Genomic DNA, 15,791 nt, shown 5'->3' on the forward strand with positions numbered 1-15,791 from the left:
AGGTTTAACACGTGTCTCGGTTGGCAGTGCTGGCGACATTCGACACCGAGGGGCGGCTGTGGCCGCACGTGCGCCACCAGATCGAGGCGTACGCCGCGGCAGCCGAGGTGATCGTGGTCTCCGCCGGCGGCCTGGCCGAGGCGGACCGCGCCTGGGCGCAGGCACGGGCGACGGTGGTCGAGCGCGGCAACGACGGCTATGACTTCGGCTCCTACCGGGCCGGTCTGGAGGCGGCCGGCGACCTGGGTCGCTTCGACCTGGTCCTGCTGGCCAACGACAGCTTCATCGGCCCGGTCGTGCCGCTCGAGCAGATCATCGAGGAGATGTCCGCGCGCGGCGTCGACTTCTGGGGCCTGACCCGCAACGGCGAGATGGGCGACCACCTCCAGAGCTACTTCGTGGGCTTCGAGCCGGCCGCGGTCGCCTCCGAGGCGTTCGTCGAGTTCTGGCGCGACTTCGAGCCGATCGACGACCGCGGCGAGGTGATCAAGCGCTACGAGGTCGGCCTGACCCATCGTCTGGCCGAGGCCGGGCTCAACTATGACGCCTACTTCGTGCCCCGCGCCCACGAGCGTCGCCGGGCGCGGGCGCGACGGTCGTGGATGGGGGTCAACATCACCTTCGACCCCGACACCGACCCGCACCTGCTGCCGAACAAGCTCGCCGAGTGGGCTCTGGTGCGCAACATCGGCAACCAGCCGCCCAACCCGTGCATCACGATGGCCGACAGCGTCCTCGACGCGGGCCGGCTGCCGATCGTGAAGATCGAGACGCTGCGCGACGACCCGTACGCCCTCGACGCCGAGGCGCTGCTGTGGCAGTGCGAGCGCGCCCACCCCGAGGTCTTCGCGGGCGTACGCGACTACCTCGACGGCACCCGGGAGGCGCGCGGCCGGCGGCTGACCAAGGTCGAGCCGCTGACCCCCGAGCGGCGTCTCGACGGGCGCTCGCTCGCCTACGGCACCCATGTCTCCCGCGGCACCTGCGGGGTGCGTCCCTCCAGCCGGTTCGCGCCCGGTTCGCTCGACGGCGACAACACCGCCCCCGCGCAGGTCGCGGCCCTGGTCGGCACGGCGTCGGCCGTGCTCGAGGTCAGCTGCTGGACCGGTGAGATCGGCCGCCGACTGAGCGCACAGGGGTGCCGGGTGACGGGCGTCGAGGCCGACGCCGAGGCCGCTGCGTACGCACGCAAGGAGCTGGCCGACGTGGTGGTCGCCGACCCGGTGACCACTCCCCTGACCGACCTGTTCGCCCCTGGCAGCTTCGACGTGGTGGTGCTCGCCGAGATCCTCGAGTACGCAGCCGACCCGGCTGCCCTCCTCGAAGAGGCCCGTGCGCTGCTGGCCCCCGGCGGCCAGATCGTGCTCTCCTCCCCCAACGCCTCCCACGGGTCGCGACGCCTCGCGGCGCTGCAGGGTCACTGGTCGACGCAGGCTCTGCCCGTCGACCGTACGCCGCTGCAGTCCTTCAACCGCGCCGGCCTGCTGCGTCTGCTCGCCGACGCCGGCCTGACCGCGACCTCGCTGCGCGGCACCGTAGCCGACCCGTTGGTCTCCGACGTCGGGGTGCCGGAGGCATCCCTGCCCTATGCGGTCGCCGAGTGGGTGCGCGACCAGCCCGACGCGATGATCGAGTCGATCCAGGTCGCCGCCCGGCCGCTGGTGCCCGGCGAGCGCCCGCTCGAGACTCCGGAGCTGGTGCCCGCGGTGGACCCCGCGGGCCCACGTCTCCGCGACGCGCACACCCAACGCGCCGAGCTGATCAGGGCCGAGCGCCGAGCCGGACGTCGGCTGCCCAAGCGCGTGGCAGCGCTCGAGGAGCAGGTGCGCCGGCTGGAGGCCGAGCTGGCCCGCAACCCCTTGCGTCGGGCCGCGGGCCGGCTCAAGCGCCGGATCTTCTGACGAGGTCGGACGGCCTCTGCCTGAGGCTCGGCCTCAGCCGAGCAGCGCGTCGACGAAGGCCTCGGGGGTGAACGGAGCCAGGTCGTCGGCGCCCTCGCCGAGCCCGACGAGCTTGACGGGCACACCGAGCTCGCGCTGCACGGCGACCACGATGCCGCCCTTGGCGGTGCCGTCGAGCTTGGTGAGCACGATGCCGGTGACGTCGACGGCCTCGCTGAAGACGCGGGCCTGGATGAGCCCGTTCTGACCGGTGGTGGCGTCGAGCACGAGCAGCACCTCGGTGACCGGGGTCTGCTTCTCGATGACGCGCTTGACCTTGCCGAGCTCGTCCATCAGACCGGCCTTGTTCTGCAGCCGGCCGGCGGTGTCGACGATGACGGTGTCGACGCCGCCGTCAAGGCCCTGCTTGACCGAGTCGAAGGCGACGCTGGCGGGGTCGGTGCCCTCCGGGCCGCGGACGACCTCGACGCCGACGCGCTCGCCCCAGGTGGTGAGCTGCTCGGCGGCCGCGGCGCGGAACGTGTCGGCCGCGCCGAGCACGACCTTGCGGTCCTCGGAGACCAGGATGCGGGCGAGCTTGCCGGTGGTGGTGGTCTTGCCGGTGCCGTTGACACCGACCATCAGCACCACGCCCGGAGCGTCGTCGGCGCCGCTGACCTGGAGGCGGCGATCCATGTCGGGGTCGACCAGCTTGATCAGCTCGTCACGCAGCGCGGCCTTCGGGTCGGCCTTGGCGCCCTCGACCCGCAGCCGGGTGCGCAGCCCCTCGACCAGCTCCTGGGTCGGGGCGACACCGATGTCGGCGGTGAGCAGCACATCCTCGATGGACTCCCAGGTGTCCTCGTCGAGGCGGTCGCTGGAGAGCAGGCCCAGCAGGCCGCGACCCAGCGCGTTGGATCCGGCCAGGCGCTGCCGCAGCCGCACCAGCCGCGACGCGGTGCTCTCCGGCTTCTCGACGACCGGAGCCTCGGGCTCGGCCGCCGGCTCCTCGGTCTTCGGCTCGGCGCCCGGCTCGGTGGTCGGCTCGGTGCCCGGCTCGGTGGTGGTGGAGTCGGGAGGGGTGATGACATCGGTCCCCGCCTGCTTCGGCAGCGAACGGTCCTTGCGGCGCTTGGTGGTGGTGACCAGGCCGGCGATGCCGCCGCCGATGATCGCGACTGCGGCGACCGCGATGATGACGATGAGGGTGACCATGTCCATGGGCCTCATCCAATCAAACTAGTGAGACTTTCCCGTAGTCCCTGACCGGCCCTCGTCACCGAGCATCTCGGTGAGATGGTCCTCGCGGCGCTCCTGGAGACGCGTGGCGGGGCCGAGCGTGGGGGCCGTGTCGACGGCTCGCTCCATCGCTTCGCCGAGCTTGGTGGCGTACGGCATCTTCTGCCCGCGGTGCGGGAAGACCGTGTAGACGATCACGAGCCCGGCGACGCCGACGATCAGCAGCATCGCCACGAAGATGACAAAAATGGTCAGCACTGCTCCGCCAGCCCCCTCTGGTTGTACGCGCGGTGACGTCCACCTTCCCACACCCGGCGCACGACCTCGCAATGCCACGCGGCCCGCTCCGGCGTGGCCCGGGGCACACCGCGGCGTACGGCGCGGGATCTCGACAACGTCCACCCGGCCGGTAGGGTTTCGCGCCATGAGGATCATCGGGACAATGATGGTCCGGGACGAGGTCGACATCGTCGCCGCGATGATCGAGCACCACCTGGACCAGGGTGTCGACACGCTGATCGTCACGGACAACGCCTCTCTCGACGGCACCGCCGAGGTGCTCGAGCGCTATGCCGCGACGGGGCGCGTCGAGCTCCATCACGACCCCGTGCACCAGAAGCAGCAGGGCAAGGTCGTCACCGAGATGGCACGGCGGGCCCGCACCCACTTCCGCGCCGACTGGGTGCTCAACCTCGACGCCGACGAGTTCCTCGTGCCGAAGGACAAGGGCCTCACCGTGCGCCAGGCGCTCGAGGCGACTCCGCTCTCGCTGAACGCGTTCACCGTCGACGTCGAGAACCTCGTCGGTCCACCCGCCTGGTCGGGCGGCGGCCTCAACCGCCTCCACTGGCGCGACCGCCGCCCCGAGGCGACGCTCGAGGCCGCCGGGCTGCACGCCCACCCGACGCCCAACGCGGTCCACCGCGGTGAGTCCGACATCAAGGTCGTCCAGGGCAACCACTTCGTCTCCCTGCCCAGCAACGGTCAGCCCGAGGCAGCGGTGGAGATGGAGGTGCTCCACCTCCCCTGGCGCTCCTGGGCCCAGCTCGAGCGCAAGGTGATCAACGCGGGCAAGGGCTATCAGGCCAACCCCGAGCTGAAGCCGAGCCCGCGCCACCACGGGATGCGCGACTACCAGCGCTATCTCGCCGGCACGCTGCAGGACGCCTATCTGGCCCGCACCCCCACCCGCGCCGAGCTCGCTGCCGGCGCCTTCTCCGGCGACTACGCTCTCGACGAGTGGCTCTCCAACCATCTCCAGATCGTGCTCGGCCGGTCGTTGTTCCCTGATCTCCTCCGCGACGTGCTCGACCCCGAGACCGACAAGCCGGTGCCCGACGACGAGCACGCTCGCGGAGCCGAACGCGGCCGGACAGCGCTGGCCGCCGAGCCCTACATCCCACCCCGCACACGCTGATCTCTCGCAAAGGAGTCCGTCTTGCCCACCTTCAGGGGCGCCGTACGCCGCGGCCTTGCCGCCGCGGGTCTGCAGACCGTCCGTGCCGCCGACGCCGAGGCTACCCGCCTGCACGACCGGATCGACGAGCTCAAGCAACGCAACCAGAAGCTGCGTACGAAGGTGGACAGGCTGCAGGGCGACCGCAACCACACCACCGCGGTGCCGGCCATCCCCGGCCAGGACCGTCTCGGCCTGCGCCGCGAGCAGGTGCTCGCCGGGGTCGAGCCCGACGCCCTGATCCTGGAGATCGGCCCCGCGCACAACGCGATCCTGCCCAAGCGCGACGGCTATGACGTACGCATCGTCGACTATCTCGACCGCGACGGCCTGGTCAAGCGCTACTCCGGCTTCTCGCAGTACGACCCCGACGACATCGAGGAGGTCGACTACGTCTTCCGGCCGGGTGCGCCCTGGTCGGAGGTGATCCCCGAGCGCTTCGACCTCGTGGTCGCCTCCCACGTCATCGAGCACACCACCTCGATGATCGACTTCGTCAACGAGTGCGAGAAGCTGCTGCGGCCCGACGGCGTGCTGGCGCTGGTCATCCCCGACCACCGCTACTGCTTCGACCGGTTCCGCGAGCGGGCCTCGATCTCGCGCGTCATCGACGCCTCGCTCAACCCGCCCGACGTGCACACCATGGGCGCGGTCATCGAGGAGCGCCTCAACGCGGCCAAGCACGGCGGCATCACCGCCTGGGGCCCGCGCCACAAGGGCGACTACACCTTCGCCAACGGCCTCGACGTGGTGAAGGCGAGCGGCGAGGAGGCCCGGCGCGGCGAGCGTTACATCGACACCCACAACTGGGTCTGCACCCCCAACCACCTCCGCCTCCTGCTCCAGGACCTCGCCGACCTCGGCTTCATCTCGATGCGCGAGACCTCCTTCCACGACACGGTCAAGCACGAGTTCTTCATCAACCTCTCCCCCACCGGCGCCGGCACCGGCCTGACCCGCGAAGAGCTCCTCGTGCTCGCCGACGACGAGCGGCGTGTCCTCGATCAGGCCGTCTTCGAGAAGTAGTCGAGAAGTCACCCCTGCAGGCCGAAAGGTCACCTACGCAGGTCGAGAAGTCACTCCTGCAGGTCGAGACGTCACCGCGGTGACGTCTCGACCTGCAGGAGTGACTCTTCGACCGGGTGGGTGGGTCAGCGGCGGCGGCGTGACTCGCGGAGCGCCAGAGCGGCGGTGAGCCCGACGACGACGCCGAGGAGGGTCTCGGCCAGGCGCGACCACAGCAGCATCTCGATGGGCTGCGGATGACCGAGCTGCACCATCAGCAGCGACAGCGGCGTGATGGTGATGAGAGCAAGGCCGTAGTGACGGCCGACGAGCAGCTCGGTCACGGCCTGGAGAAACGCCACGACGAGGGCGGTTGCCAGGGCTGGGAGCGATGCCGCGAGAAGCAGGCCCGCCAGGACCAGTCCGATGACGGTCCCGACCACTCGCTGCAGCCCGCGGGTGGTCTGGGCGAGCAGCCCGTCGACCCCGAAGGGCACGGCGGCGGCGACCATCGCCCAGTATGTGTGGCTCAGGCCGAGCACCGTCGAGACCGTTCCGGCGATCACCACCGCAGCCACCACGGCCGCCGTACGGTCGAGCTGGAACTCGCCGCGAGCAGGCTTCACCGACGCACCACGGGCGAGCAGCCGCTCCTCGAGAAGGCCGAGGAGCACCGCGATCGTGGCAGCGGCCACCGCGACCCCTCCGGCCACCACGACCCCGGGCGGAGCGACCGGCACCGCCGCACAGGTCGCCACCGCGAAGACCGGAAACAGCGGCCCCGGCGGACGGAGCACGAACCGGTCCGAGGCCATCGACCCGAGCGCCGCCACCAGCGCGGTCACCGGGATGACGAGCCAGCCGCGATGGGACGAGGTCGCGACGAGCGCACCGCCCACGACAGCAGCACACATCATCGCCCCGGTCGCTGCCTGCGTACGCCACCGGCCGCGTAGCGGCTGACGGCCGCCGAAGATGGAGGCGAACGTGCCGAAGCAGGCGTAGACCGCGAGCTCGATGTGTCCGACCGCGGCCAGCGTGGCCAGCCCGATGAGCAGCGTCAGGCTCGCGCGCCACGCGGGCGAATGGCTCCACGGCGCCGGAGAGACCCGCACCGACTCCCGCACCAACCGCTCGAGCCGGCTCCCCGCGATGCCCAACCCTTCTCCTTCACCGCTCCGGCCTCGTCATCGGACACTTTACGGCTCCGATCAGATCGGCGAGCACCGCGGCACGTATGGCCCGCTGTCGGTGACCCCTCGACCTGCAGAGGTGACTCTTCGACCTGCAGGAGTGACGTCTCGGCTAGGACAGGCCTCGCTTGGCGCGCTCCTCGAGGGCGATGTCGAGGAGCGACCGGGCGCGGGCGTCGAAACCGTGGTCGCAGTGGATGCGGGCGGCCTCGGCGCGGATGTGCTCCTCGGAGCCGAAGACGACCGACGGGTCGGGCATCGAGGACCACTTCACCAGGTCGTCGGGGCTCTCGTAGACCTGCACGGTGTCGCCGAAGACGTCGCGCAGACCCGCGACGTCGTCGGAGATGACTCGGGCACCCGACGCGACCGCGTCGAAGAGACGGTTGGAGATGAAGCCGTACTCACGCATGTCGGCCCAGTGGTCGTTGAGCACGACTCCGGCGGCGCGGTATTCCGCGCCGAGCCGGGCGTTGGGCATGTGCTGGGCCTTGATGTGATGGCGCGGGATGTAGGGCTCCCAGCCGTGGCCGTAGACGGAGAGCGGCAGACCCGCCGCGACGGCGTCGTGGATGATCGGGCGCTCGACGTCGCGGGAGGTGCCGACGAAGAGCACGGGGTGGCCGGAGTCGGGCAGGGCACGGTCCGGGTTGAACTGCTCGGGGTCGGTGGCCTGCAGCAGCGGGTCGATACGGATCCCCCAGCGCTGCGACATCCGCTCCGCCCACCGCGGGCCGGCCGCCAGAAGGCGGTCGAAGCCGGCGGCCTCGGCGCGGGTGACCGCGTCGGGGTGAGAGATCACCCAGCCGATGTTGATACGTCCGTCGGGAGAGGGGAAGTAGCGCGAGAGACCGCGCAGGGTGAGCACGACGTCATCGTCTTGGCCGTTGGGTCGCTCCCACTCGTAGTGGTGATCGACGACCGCCGACTGCCCGAGCCGGCCCAGCGAGCGGGCCAGCGCACGAGCGAAGTGGGTGTCGCCCCAGCGCTCCCCCTCGGGCGCGCCGGGGGCCGAGATCTTGATCGCCCAGCGCAGCTGCGGCACGCCTTCGTGCACCGAGGCGCGCGGCATCGGCACGATGATCGGCCGGGTCGCGGCGTACGTCTTCGCAGGTCCGGTCGGTTCTCCTGCCGCGGCTCGTCCGACGACCTGATAGCCGCAGGCGGCCCAGGCCGCCACGTCGTCACGCGGCTCGAGCTTCCCCTTCCAGCGGTCGAGGTAGATCAGCCGGTTGCGTGGGGCACGCGCGAAGCGTCCCTTCGACTTCGACTCGTGGTGGACGACCTCGGCGGAGGTCACGACGCGGAACGAGCCGGACCGGATCGACGCGAGCCGGTGGCACAGGTCGACGTCTTCCATGCCGTTGGTGAAGATCGGGTCGAAGCCCTGCAGCGAGACGACGTCGCGATAGCGCATCGCCAGCGCGGCGCCGGTCAGCGCCGAGAACCGGTGGCCCTCGAGCGCGGCCGCGTCCTCACGCGGATATTCGGCGAGCATGTTGTAGGGCAGGCCGCCGAAGGTCGGGAAGACGACGCCGGCCGACTGCACCGACCCGCTCGGGTAGAGCAGCAGCGGCTGCGCGGCGAGCACCTCGGGCTCGGCCAGCGCCGCCACCAGCGGCTCGAGCCAGCCTTCCAGCGCGGTTGTGTCGTTGTTGAGGAAGACGACGGTCTCGCCGGTGACGTGCGGGATCGCGAAGTCGTTGCCGAGCGCGAAGTTGTGGTTGACGCGGCTGTGCACCACCTTCACCTCGGGGAAGCGCAGGGGCAGCGAGTCGAGCACCGCCGAGACCCCGGCGGAGGAGCCGTTGTCCCAGACCACGACCTCGACCCGCTTGTCGCCGGCGCCGTGCTCGACCACCGCCTCGACCGCACCGACGGTGAGGATCGAGTCGTCATAGGTCGGGATGACGATCGAGACCACGTCGGGGTCGGGCGTACGCGAGGCCAGCTCGGCCCAGTCGATGAAAGCCCGGTTGCGTACGACGTCCTCCCACGACTCCAGGTCGAAGGGGTCGGGCTGGAGCCGGTCGTGGCGGGGACGACGCGGGTTGATGCCCTGCAGCCGCTCGACGCCGACCTCGGCGACCAGCGCCGCCTCGGCCCGCGAGGTCAGACGCAGGGCGAGGTCGTAGGCCCACCCGAAGCCGATGTCACCGCGCGGCCCACCGACCTCGGCCAGCAGCGGCGCGGAGATCAGCAACCGCGAGAGCAGCACCCGCATCAGCGGACCAGGCACGTCGGGGCCCGGCGAGGCGGGCGGAAGATCCACGGCGAACCGCAGCTCGGGCTGCCACGGCCGCTCCAGCACGTCGGCGACCAGCGGCGACTCGCCCGCCTCGGCCGCCGCGACCAGCCTCGCGAGACGGCCCGGCCGCCAGACCTCTCCCCCGGCGACGTACGCGACGAAGTCGCCGCTCGCCTGCGCGAACGCCGCGACCACGCCGACCTCGGCGCGGTCCGGGTCGCCCGCGACGACTCGCACCCCGTCACCAAGCTCATCAAGGTTGCCGAGCTCCGGGGTCAGCCCGCGGTCGATGACGACGACCTCGGTGCGTACGCCGGTCTGCGCGGCAACGCTGTCCAGCGTCTGCCTGGCGAGCTCGTCGGAGGACCCGAGATCCACGATGACGCTGACAGTGCCGGTAGTCTCACGACCCCGCCCGACCGGCACGGTCGAACCCTGCTCGATGGCCGGCCGCCACGTCTGCGGACCGCCCTGGCGGGCCAGCCAGTCGTCGCGGCGCGCCCGGATCCAGTCGCGCAGGTCGGGGAACTTGCCGTCGACCTGCTCCATCCAGTCGTTGGCGCGTCGCCCGTTGCGGGCGCCGCGGTCGACGTAGTGGCCGATCGCGCCGCCGTAGAAGCGTTCGGTCTTGCGACGCTCGGTGTAGCCGTCGGTGTCGAAGAGCGGATGGGTCGGCTGCAGCCACAGCTCGGCCCGCAGCCAGTAGAGGAACGGGTCCTGGTCGCCCATCTGCTTGCGCAGCCGCGGGGTCAGCCGCGCGACGAAGAACTCCGGGTCGAAGAGCGGGCTCGGCTGCGCCAACGGCATGGCCGGGTCCTGCTCGAGATAGTGGCGGGCGGCCCGCTTGCGGTCGAGGCGCTCACCGACCTGCTCGGCATACCACTCGTGGTCGAAGAGCGGGCAGTCGACGAGCAGACGCACGTCGTCGGCCCGGCCGTAGAGAGGGCTGTCGTTGTAGACCTTGCGGGCCAGGTCGCGTCCTCTGCGCAGTCCGCCACGGGCGATGCGCTTCAACTCGTCGTCCACAGAGGTCCCCCAAGACGCTCTCGTTCGTGCACTGGCAGGTGGGTCAGATCGTCGGTCAGATTGTCACAGAGCCGGAAGCCACCGCGTGGTGCCACGCGAGGCCTCGGGCGAAGCATCAGCGTCATCTGCGCCACAGCGCAGTGACGGCCTCACGGATGGTGTCGGGCATCGGGGTCACCGAGCGCGACTCGCCCGTGTTGTCGACGTAGACGTGCACGAACCGGCCCTCGGCCGCAGCCTCGTCGCCCGGCCCCTGGAAGAGCCCGATCCGGTAGATGATCGACGAGCTGCCGACCTTGTCGACGACCAGACCGGCCTCGACCGGCTCGGGAAAGCCGATCTCGCGCAGGTAGCGGCACGAGGTCTCCGCGACGATCCCGATCTGCGGCAGCTTGCGCACGTTCACGCCCGTCGCCTCGAAGAGATAGGCATTGACCGCGGTGTCGAAGAACTCGTAGTAGGTCGCGTTGTTGAGATGCCCGTAGGCGTCGTCGTCGCGCCAGCGCGTGGTGATCGTGCGCCAGTGCACGTAGTCGGCCCGAGTGGGGATCTTGCGGTCAGGAGTGCTCATCGCGCCCGATCTTAGAGCGCCCGTCTCGCAGGCCGTCCTCGACGGCCCGCACCAGGTGCGGCGCCAGCGTCTTGGAGAAGGTCGCGGTGATGTGGGTCTCGTCGCGGTAGGCCAGCACGTGGCCGATCACGAGCGGGCAGCGCTCGTGCGCGCAGTAGGCGTCGGAGAGGTCGACCAGCGAGGCCCCCGAGCCGGCCCGGCGCACCGCGTCTGCGAGCGGATCGGAGGTCGCGTACGCCTCCTGGCGACTCATCTCGCACCCCGAGGCCTCTGCCAGCGACTCGGCGCCGTCGAGGCAGCTCATCGCCGAGGAGGTGAGCATCGGGTTGTCGGCGAGCGCGACGACCTGGGTGCCCCGCTTCAGGATCGGCCGCCAGGCCTCGACCAGCCTGTCGGCGACCGGGTCGCGCTGACCGGCCGCCAGCACGGGGTTGCGCCGCTGGGTGACCAGCGCGACGTCGTACGCCTCCTGCTCGGTCAGCCGCGCCAGCAGTGCCCGGCGGTAGGCGCGGCGCTCGTCGTCGGGCTCGGCGGAGAGCAGACCACCGCCGTTGGCGACCATGGCGTCGATCGACCAGCCCGCGCGCTTCGCCACCTGCGAGAGCCCCGGGATCAGGGAGGCCGCATGCGAGTCGCCGACCAGGGCGACCCGCAGAGCATCGGGCCTGCGGGAGCCGAGATGGCACACCTTGGGTCGCGCGTCGGCGGCGTACGAACGGCGTTCGCTGAGATAGCAGTGGTAGGCGTTGCCGGTGTCGTCCTTGCGGGCGATCGGCGCCGGGAGCAGCACGTTGTCGAGGTCGGGGTTGTCGCACGACTCCAGCAGCGCCGACGCCCCGAAGCACTCCACGTCACCGGAGGCCAGCGCGTCGGCCTGCGCCCGGCTCTGCTCGACCAGGCTGCGCCCGTGCACGATGCCGGGCACGGCGACGGCGGCGACCAGCGCCATCGCGACGACCGCGAAGAGGTAAGCCCGCGGCGAGGTGCCCAGCGCCCGCCCGGTGCGGAAGGGCGCCTCGACGAACCGGTAGGAGAGCGCCGAGAGCCCGATCGTGGCGAGCAGGATCAGCGGCTCGCGCAGCCAGGTGCCGAGCACGGGACCGGTCGACGGCACCACCACGACGAGCGGCCAGTGCCACAGGTAGAGCGAGTAGGAGACGGTGCCGATCCACTGCACGACGGGGTTGCCGATCACACCCGCCCCGAGGCCGCGCGGGGCGTCCGCCCAGATCACCAGCGCGGTGCCGGCCACCGGCAGCACGGCCACCCAGCCGGGGAACGGCAGCGACTCCCGAAAGAGCATCAGCGCGCCGAGCATCCCCGCCCAGCCGGCGACCGCGACGAGCGGCGCCCACCGTGACGGAGCCCGGCGTCGCGAGAGCGGGAGCACGGCCAGCAGCCCTCCGGCGGCGAACTCCCACGCGCGGGTGTGGGTCACGAAGTAGGCCGCGGCTCCGTCGGTCGCGGTGACCTGCACCGACGCCGCGAAGCTGGCCACCAGCACGGCCACGATGACCGCCCTGATCGCCGGCAGCCGCAACTCGGTGCGGTGCCGGGTGAGGAAGGTGGCCGCGAGGATCAGCAGCGGCCAGAGGATGTAGAACTGCTCCTCGACCGAGAGCGACCAGTAGTGCTGAGCCGGCGAGGGCGGGTCCTCCGCGGCGAGATAGTCGACCGCGGCCCACGACAGCTGCCAGTTCTCCACGTAGAACGCCGCCGCGACGGTCTCCCGCAGGAACTGCTGCCACAGCGCCTCCGGCACCCAGGCGTACGTCGCCCCCGCACTGCACACGAGCACGACCAGCGCCATCGGGAGCAGCCTCCGGATCCGGCGCGCCCAGAAGGCGCCCAGCCGCACTCCGCCGGGCTTGGCCGCCTCGCGCACGAGGTGGGAGGTGATCAGGAAGCCGGAGATGACGAAGAAGACGTCGACGCCGGCGTAGCCGCCGCGGATCGCGCCCGGCCACAGATGGAAGAGCACGACCCCCAGCACCGCGGCCGTACGCAGCGCCTGGACCTCCGGCCGCTTGTCCCGCACCGGCGGACGGCTCTCGGTGGCGGGAGCGGCGACGGCGAGAGCCGTCACCCGCGCACCCGTCGCACGATGCGCCCGGCGACTCTGCGGGCCTTGCGCACGCCGCGCTCGCCGAGGTTGAGGTCGACCTCGATCCCGTGGCGCGCACGGCCCTCGACCTCGACGATGCGGGCGCGGTCGCCGACGCGTTCGCCGAGGGCGTGCTCGCCGATGATGACCGGGGCGTCGAACTCGCCGAGGGCATCGCGGCCCTCGAACCGGACACGCCAGAGCCCGCCGGTGAGCGCGGAGAGCGGCAGCGCCACCTCGATCCGCCCCGAGGCGAGGTCGGGCGGCGGGCAGTCGACGGCATGGCGGCGCCGGTCGCCGTCGAAGACAACCCGCAGCTCGTGGGGATCGACCATGGTGTGGGCCAGCCGCAGCCGCAGGCTGCCGTCGCCGAGCGAGACCGCGTCGGCCGTCACCGGGTCGGTGGCGCCCGAGGCGACCCGGCGCAGCAGCTCCGGGCCCTCCTCGAGGGCGGCCATGATGCGGTCGAGACGCCAGCTCGGCTCCTCGGCCGACTCGGCGACCGCGGTGAAGAGGCCACGATGCTTGAGCACGAGGTCGGCGAGGTCGTCGCCCACCAGCGTGTCATCGCCGAGCGAGTGCACGGAGACGGCGTTGAGCACCGGCCGCTGGAGCGTACGCAGCGGCACCACGCCGCTGTCGGCGACCAGCTGGAGCGTCTCGAGCATGTCGGCGATCGTGCGGCTCCCCCAGCCGACGCCGTCACCGATCAGCCGAGCCAGGCTCGCCCACTGGCCGGCCTCGACGAGCCGCCAGCCCCACCGCTTGTCGCGCTCCAGGCCGTCGATCACCCCGTCGTCGAAGAGCTCGACGAGCTCGGCGATCAGCACCCGCGCGGGCTCGAGGGCGACCGGGTCGATCACCGCCATGCCCTGCAGCGCACGCACGATCGCCATCCAGCCATCGGCGTCGAAGATCAGCGACGCGTACTCGGCGCGCACCCGCGGGTCGCCGAGCGCGATGATCCGGCGGGCGCAGCGCAGCTCCTGCTCGAGATAGCTGATGATGCCCGCGGGCGAGTGCGACTTCGCGGTCATCGAGCCGGGCCCGGGCCGGTCGCGGTAGACGTAGACGGTCTCGGTGACGATGTCGAAGCGCGCGCGGGTCAGGGCGTGCACCATCGGCTCGATGTCGTTGGAGCGCGAGGCGTCGGGAAACTCGATGCCGGCGGTCTCCCAGAAGTCACGCCGGAAGACCCGGTTCCAGCAGGCCCGGTTGCGCAGCGCCGACGGGGCATCGGCGAGCCGCACCAGGGTGCGCTCCTCGTCGAAGGCCCGCCACGCCCGCACCGGCCACCAGACGCGGTCGCTGAAGAGCTTGAAGAACCGGCCGATCACCATGTCGGAGCCGGTCTCCCGCGTCTTGCGCAGCATCGCGGCGTACGCCCCACGTGGCACGAGGTCGTCGCCGTCGGCGAACGCGAGGAACCGGCCGGTGGCCAGCGAGACGCCGTGGTTGCGCGCCTGTCCCCCGCCCTCTCCGGGTGAGCGGACGACCTTCAGACGCGGGTCGCGGGCGGCGTACGCCTGGGCGATCTCGAACGTGTCGTCGCTCGAGGCGTCGTCGACGAGGATGACCTCCAGGTCGACCGGGTCGGCGGGCGTCGACTGGTCCTCGAGGATCGAGGAGAGCAGCTCGCCGACCCACAGGCCGACGTCGTGGGTCGGGACGACGACGGAGAGCTCGGGCGCGGTCATCGGGCCACCCCCGCCAGACCGCCCGCCAGACCGCCCGCCGGATCGTCGGCCAGCCCGTCGAGCAGCCGCAGGTAGTCGCGCGACATGTCATAGGGCGTGTACGTCCTGCTGAACTCGTGCGCGGCGTGGTGCCGCTCCTCCTGGCCCTCGAGAGCCTCCAGGATCGCGGCGGCCAGGGCGACCGGCTCGTCAGGCTCCGGGGCGTACGTCACCACCCACTCCTGGTCGGCGAACTGCCGCGCGACCGCGGTGTCTTCGGGGATCAGGGCGGTGCGGCCGAACGTACCTGCGGCCAGCAATGAGCCGGAGTTGAGGATGCGCCGGTAGGGCAGCGCGACGACGTCGCTCGCTCGCAGCCAGTCGGAGAAGTCGGCTGTCTCCACGAACCCGATCCGCTTGACCACGTTCGGCGTCGAGAGCATCGCCTCGACCGTCTCCACGTCGGAGACGGGCACGACCTTGCCGGCCACGACGAAGGTGAGGTCGGGCACTGTCTCGGCCGCGATCTCGACCGCCCGGCAGAGCACGTCGAGCCCCTTGTAGGCCCGGATCTGGCCGATGAAGCCAACCGTCGGCACCCCCTGCGGCACCCCGATGCGCTCGCGGGAGGCGGCGTCGTCACCGCCGTCGGGATAGACGCCGAGATAGGACGAGTGCGGCAGGTCGACGACCTTGTCGGCCGGCAGCGCGTAATAGTCCGAGGTCTCCTCGACGGTGGCCGGGTTGAGCTGGAGGATGCGGGTGGCGTTGCTCGCCAGCGCCTTCGCGACCGCGAGCTCGACATCGACGTAGTCGGCCTCGTGGGCGATCGAGTTGTGCACCGTCCACAGCACGTCACCCCCGCGCTCGCGCACCCCGGTGAGCACGTCCTCGAACCGCGCCTCGTTGGCCCAGGCCTCCTCGACGCTCTCGCAGCCGTTGGTCACCGGCGAGGTCCAGTGCACGTGGAGCACATCTCCCCGTCCGAGCTGCGCCGCCCGCCGCTCCAGCCCGCCCAGCCCCTGCACACCCTCGACCACGTCCCACCCCGCTGCTCGCGGCGCGACGGTCAGCATCGTGAGATACGGATTGCTCCGGTAGTAAGGGAACGACAACAGGGTCGAAGGCATATCTGCGGGGGTCCTTGAACTTCTCATCCGTGACGACCCCCGAGCGCCGAGACCACGTCTCGGCGACGCCCCGGGTTGGCCGGTGACCGCAGGAGTCTAGGCAGGCAAAAGACCCCACCCTGACCATTCGGACGCCTCCCCTGCGCACCTTCATCATCGGTTCACCGATGGTTCATCGAACCCACCTCCGTGGGTCGCTCAACGCCGGGTTTGGCGCCTGTCCAGACCCGAATCAGCGACGTTCCAGCGATGGGAGGGCCAGA

At 71.3% G+C, this 15,791-nt stretch carries 11 protein-coding genes; 3 read left to right on the forward strand and 8 right to left on the reverse strand.

Annotation, left to right across the window (positions count from 1 at the left end; translation table 11 throughout):
* Nucleotides 1–11 precede the first annotated feature (11 nt).
* Nucleotides 12–1,901 (forward strand): rhamnan synthesis F family protein, encoded by a 1,890-nt coding sequence (locus tag FB381_RS16425; protein WP_141781276.1) that lies wholly within the window; start codon nt 12–14, stop codon nt 1,899–1,901.
* A 33-nt stretch (nt 1,902–1,934) separates the two neighbouring features.
* Here FB381_RS16425 and ftsY read toward each other — a convergent pair whose 3' ends face one another.
* Nucleotides 1,935–3,101 carry a signal recognition particle-docking protein FtsY gene (gene ftsY / locus FB381_RS16430; protein WP_141781277.1) on the reverse strand — a complete coding sequence of 389 codons (1,167 nt, stop codon included), beginning with the start codon at nt 3,099–3,101 and terminating at the stop codon, nt 1,935–1,937.
* Nucleotides 3,102–3,119: 18 nt separating this feature from the next.
* Nucleotides 3,120–3,377 (reverse strand): hypothetical protein, encoded by a 258-nt coding sequence (locus tag FB381_RS16435; RefSeq protein ID WP_141781278.1) that lies wholly within the window; start codon nt 3,375–3,377, stop codon nt 3,120–3,122.
* A 166-nt stretch (nt 3,378–3,543) separates the two neighbouring features.
* Here FB381_RS16435 and FB381_RS16440 point away from each other — a divergent pair, with 166 nt between their 5' ends.
* Nucleotides 3,544–4,536: a glycosyltransferase family 2 protein gene (locus tag FB381_RS16440; RefSeq protein WP_246088158.1), complete on the forward strand. Its 993-nt coding sequence runs from the start codon at nt 3,544–3,546 to the stop codon at nt 4,534–4,536.
* Nucleotides 4,537–4,557: 21 nt separating this feature from the next.
* A complete protein-coding gene (locus tag FB381_RS16445) occupies nt 4,558–5,601 on the forward strand; it encodes a methyltransferase domain-containing protein (RefSeq protein WP_141781279.1) in 1,044 nt (347 codons plus the stop codon).
* A 125-nt stretch (nt 5,602–5,726) separates the two neighbouring features.
* Here the strand turns inward: FB381_RS16445 and FB381_RS16450 are convergent, their stop codons facing one another.
* From FB381_RS16450 to FB381_RS16475, 6 genes are all read right to left on the reverse strand, one after another.
* A complete protein-coding gene (locus FB381_RS16450; RefSeq protein WP_141781280.1) occupies nt 5,727–6,740 on the reverse strand; it encodes an FUSC family protein in 1,014 nt (337 codons plus the stop codon).
* A gap of 145 nt (nt 6,741–6,885) precedes the next feature.
* Entirely contained in the window at nt 6,886–10,047 is a 3,162-nt protein-coding gene (locus FB381_RS16455; protein ID WP_141781281.1) for a glycosyltransferase, read from the reverse strand.
* Nucleotides 10,048–10,168: 121 nt separating this feature from the next.
* Complete coding sequence (locus tag FB381_RS16460; RefSeq protein WP_141781282.1) at nt 10,169–10,618, reverse strand: acyl-CoA thioesterase; 450 nt, start codon at nt 10,616–10,618, stop codon at nt 10,169–10,171.
* Nucleotides 10,605–12,704 carry an acyltransferase family protein gene (locus FB381_RS16465; RefSeq protein ID WP_170225188.1) on the reverse strand — a complete coding sequence of 700 codons (2,100 nt, stop codon included), beginning with the start codon at nt 12,702–12,704 and terminating at the stop codon, nt 10,605–10,607. Before FB381_RS16465 ends, FB381_RS16460 begins: the two co-directional genes overlap by 14 nt.
* A complete protein-coding gene (locus FB381_RS16470; RefSeq protein ID WP_141781284.1) occupies nt 12,701–14,419 on the reverse strand; it encodes a glycosyltransferase family 2 protein in 1,719 nt (572 codons plus the stop codon). The genes FB381_RS16465 and FB381_RS16470 overlap by 4 nt, the downstream gene beginning before the upstream one ends.
* A complete protein-coding gene (locus FB381_RS16475) occupies nt 14,416–15,528 on the reverse strand; it encodes a glycosyltransferase (protein WP_141781285.1) in 1,113 nt (370 codons plus the stop codon). Before FB381_RS16475 ends, FB381_RS16470 begins: the two co-directional genes overlap by 4 nt.
* Nucleotides 15,529–15,791: the final 263 nt, after the last annotated feature.

The sequence above is a fragment of the Nocardioides albertanoniae genome (assembly GCF_006716315.1).
GTDB lineage: Bacteria > Actinomycetota > Actinomycetes > Propionibacteriales > Nocardioidaceae > Nocardioides > Nocardioides albertanoniae.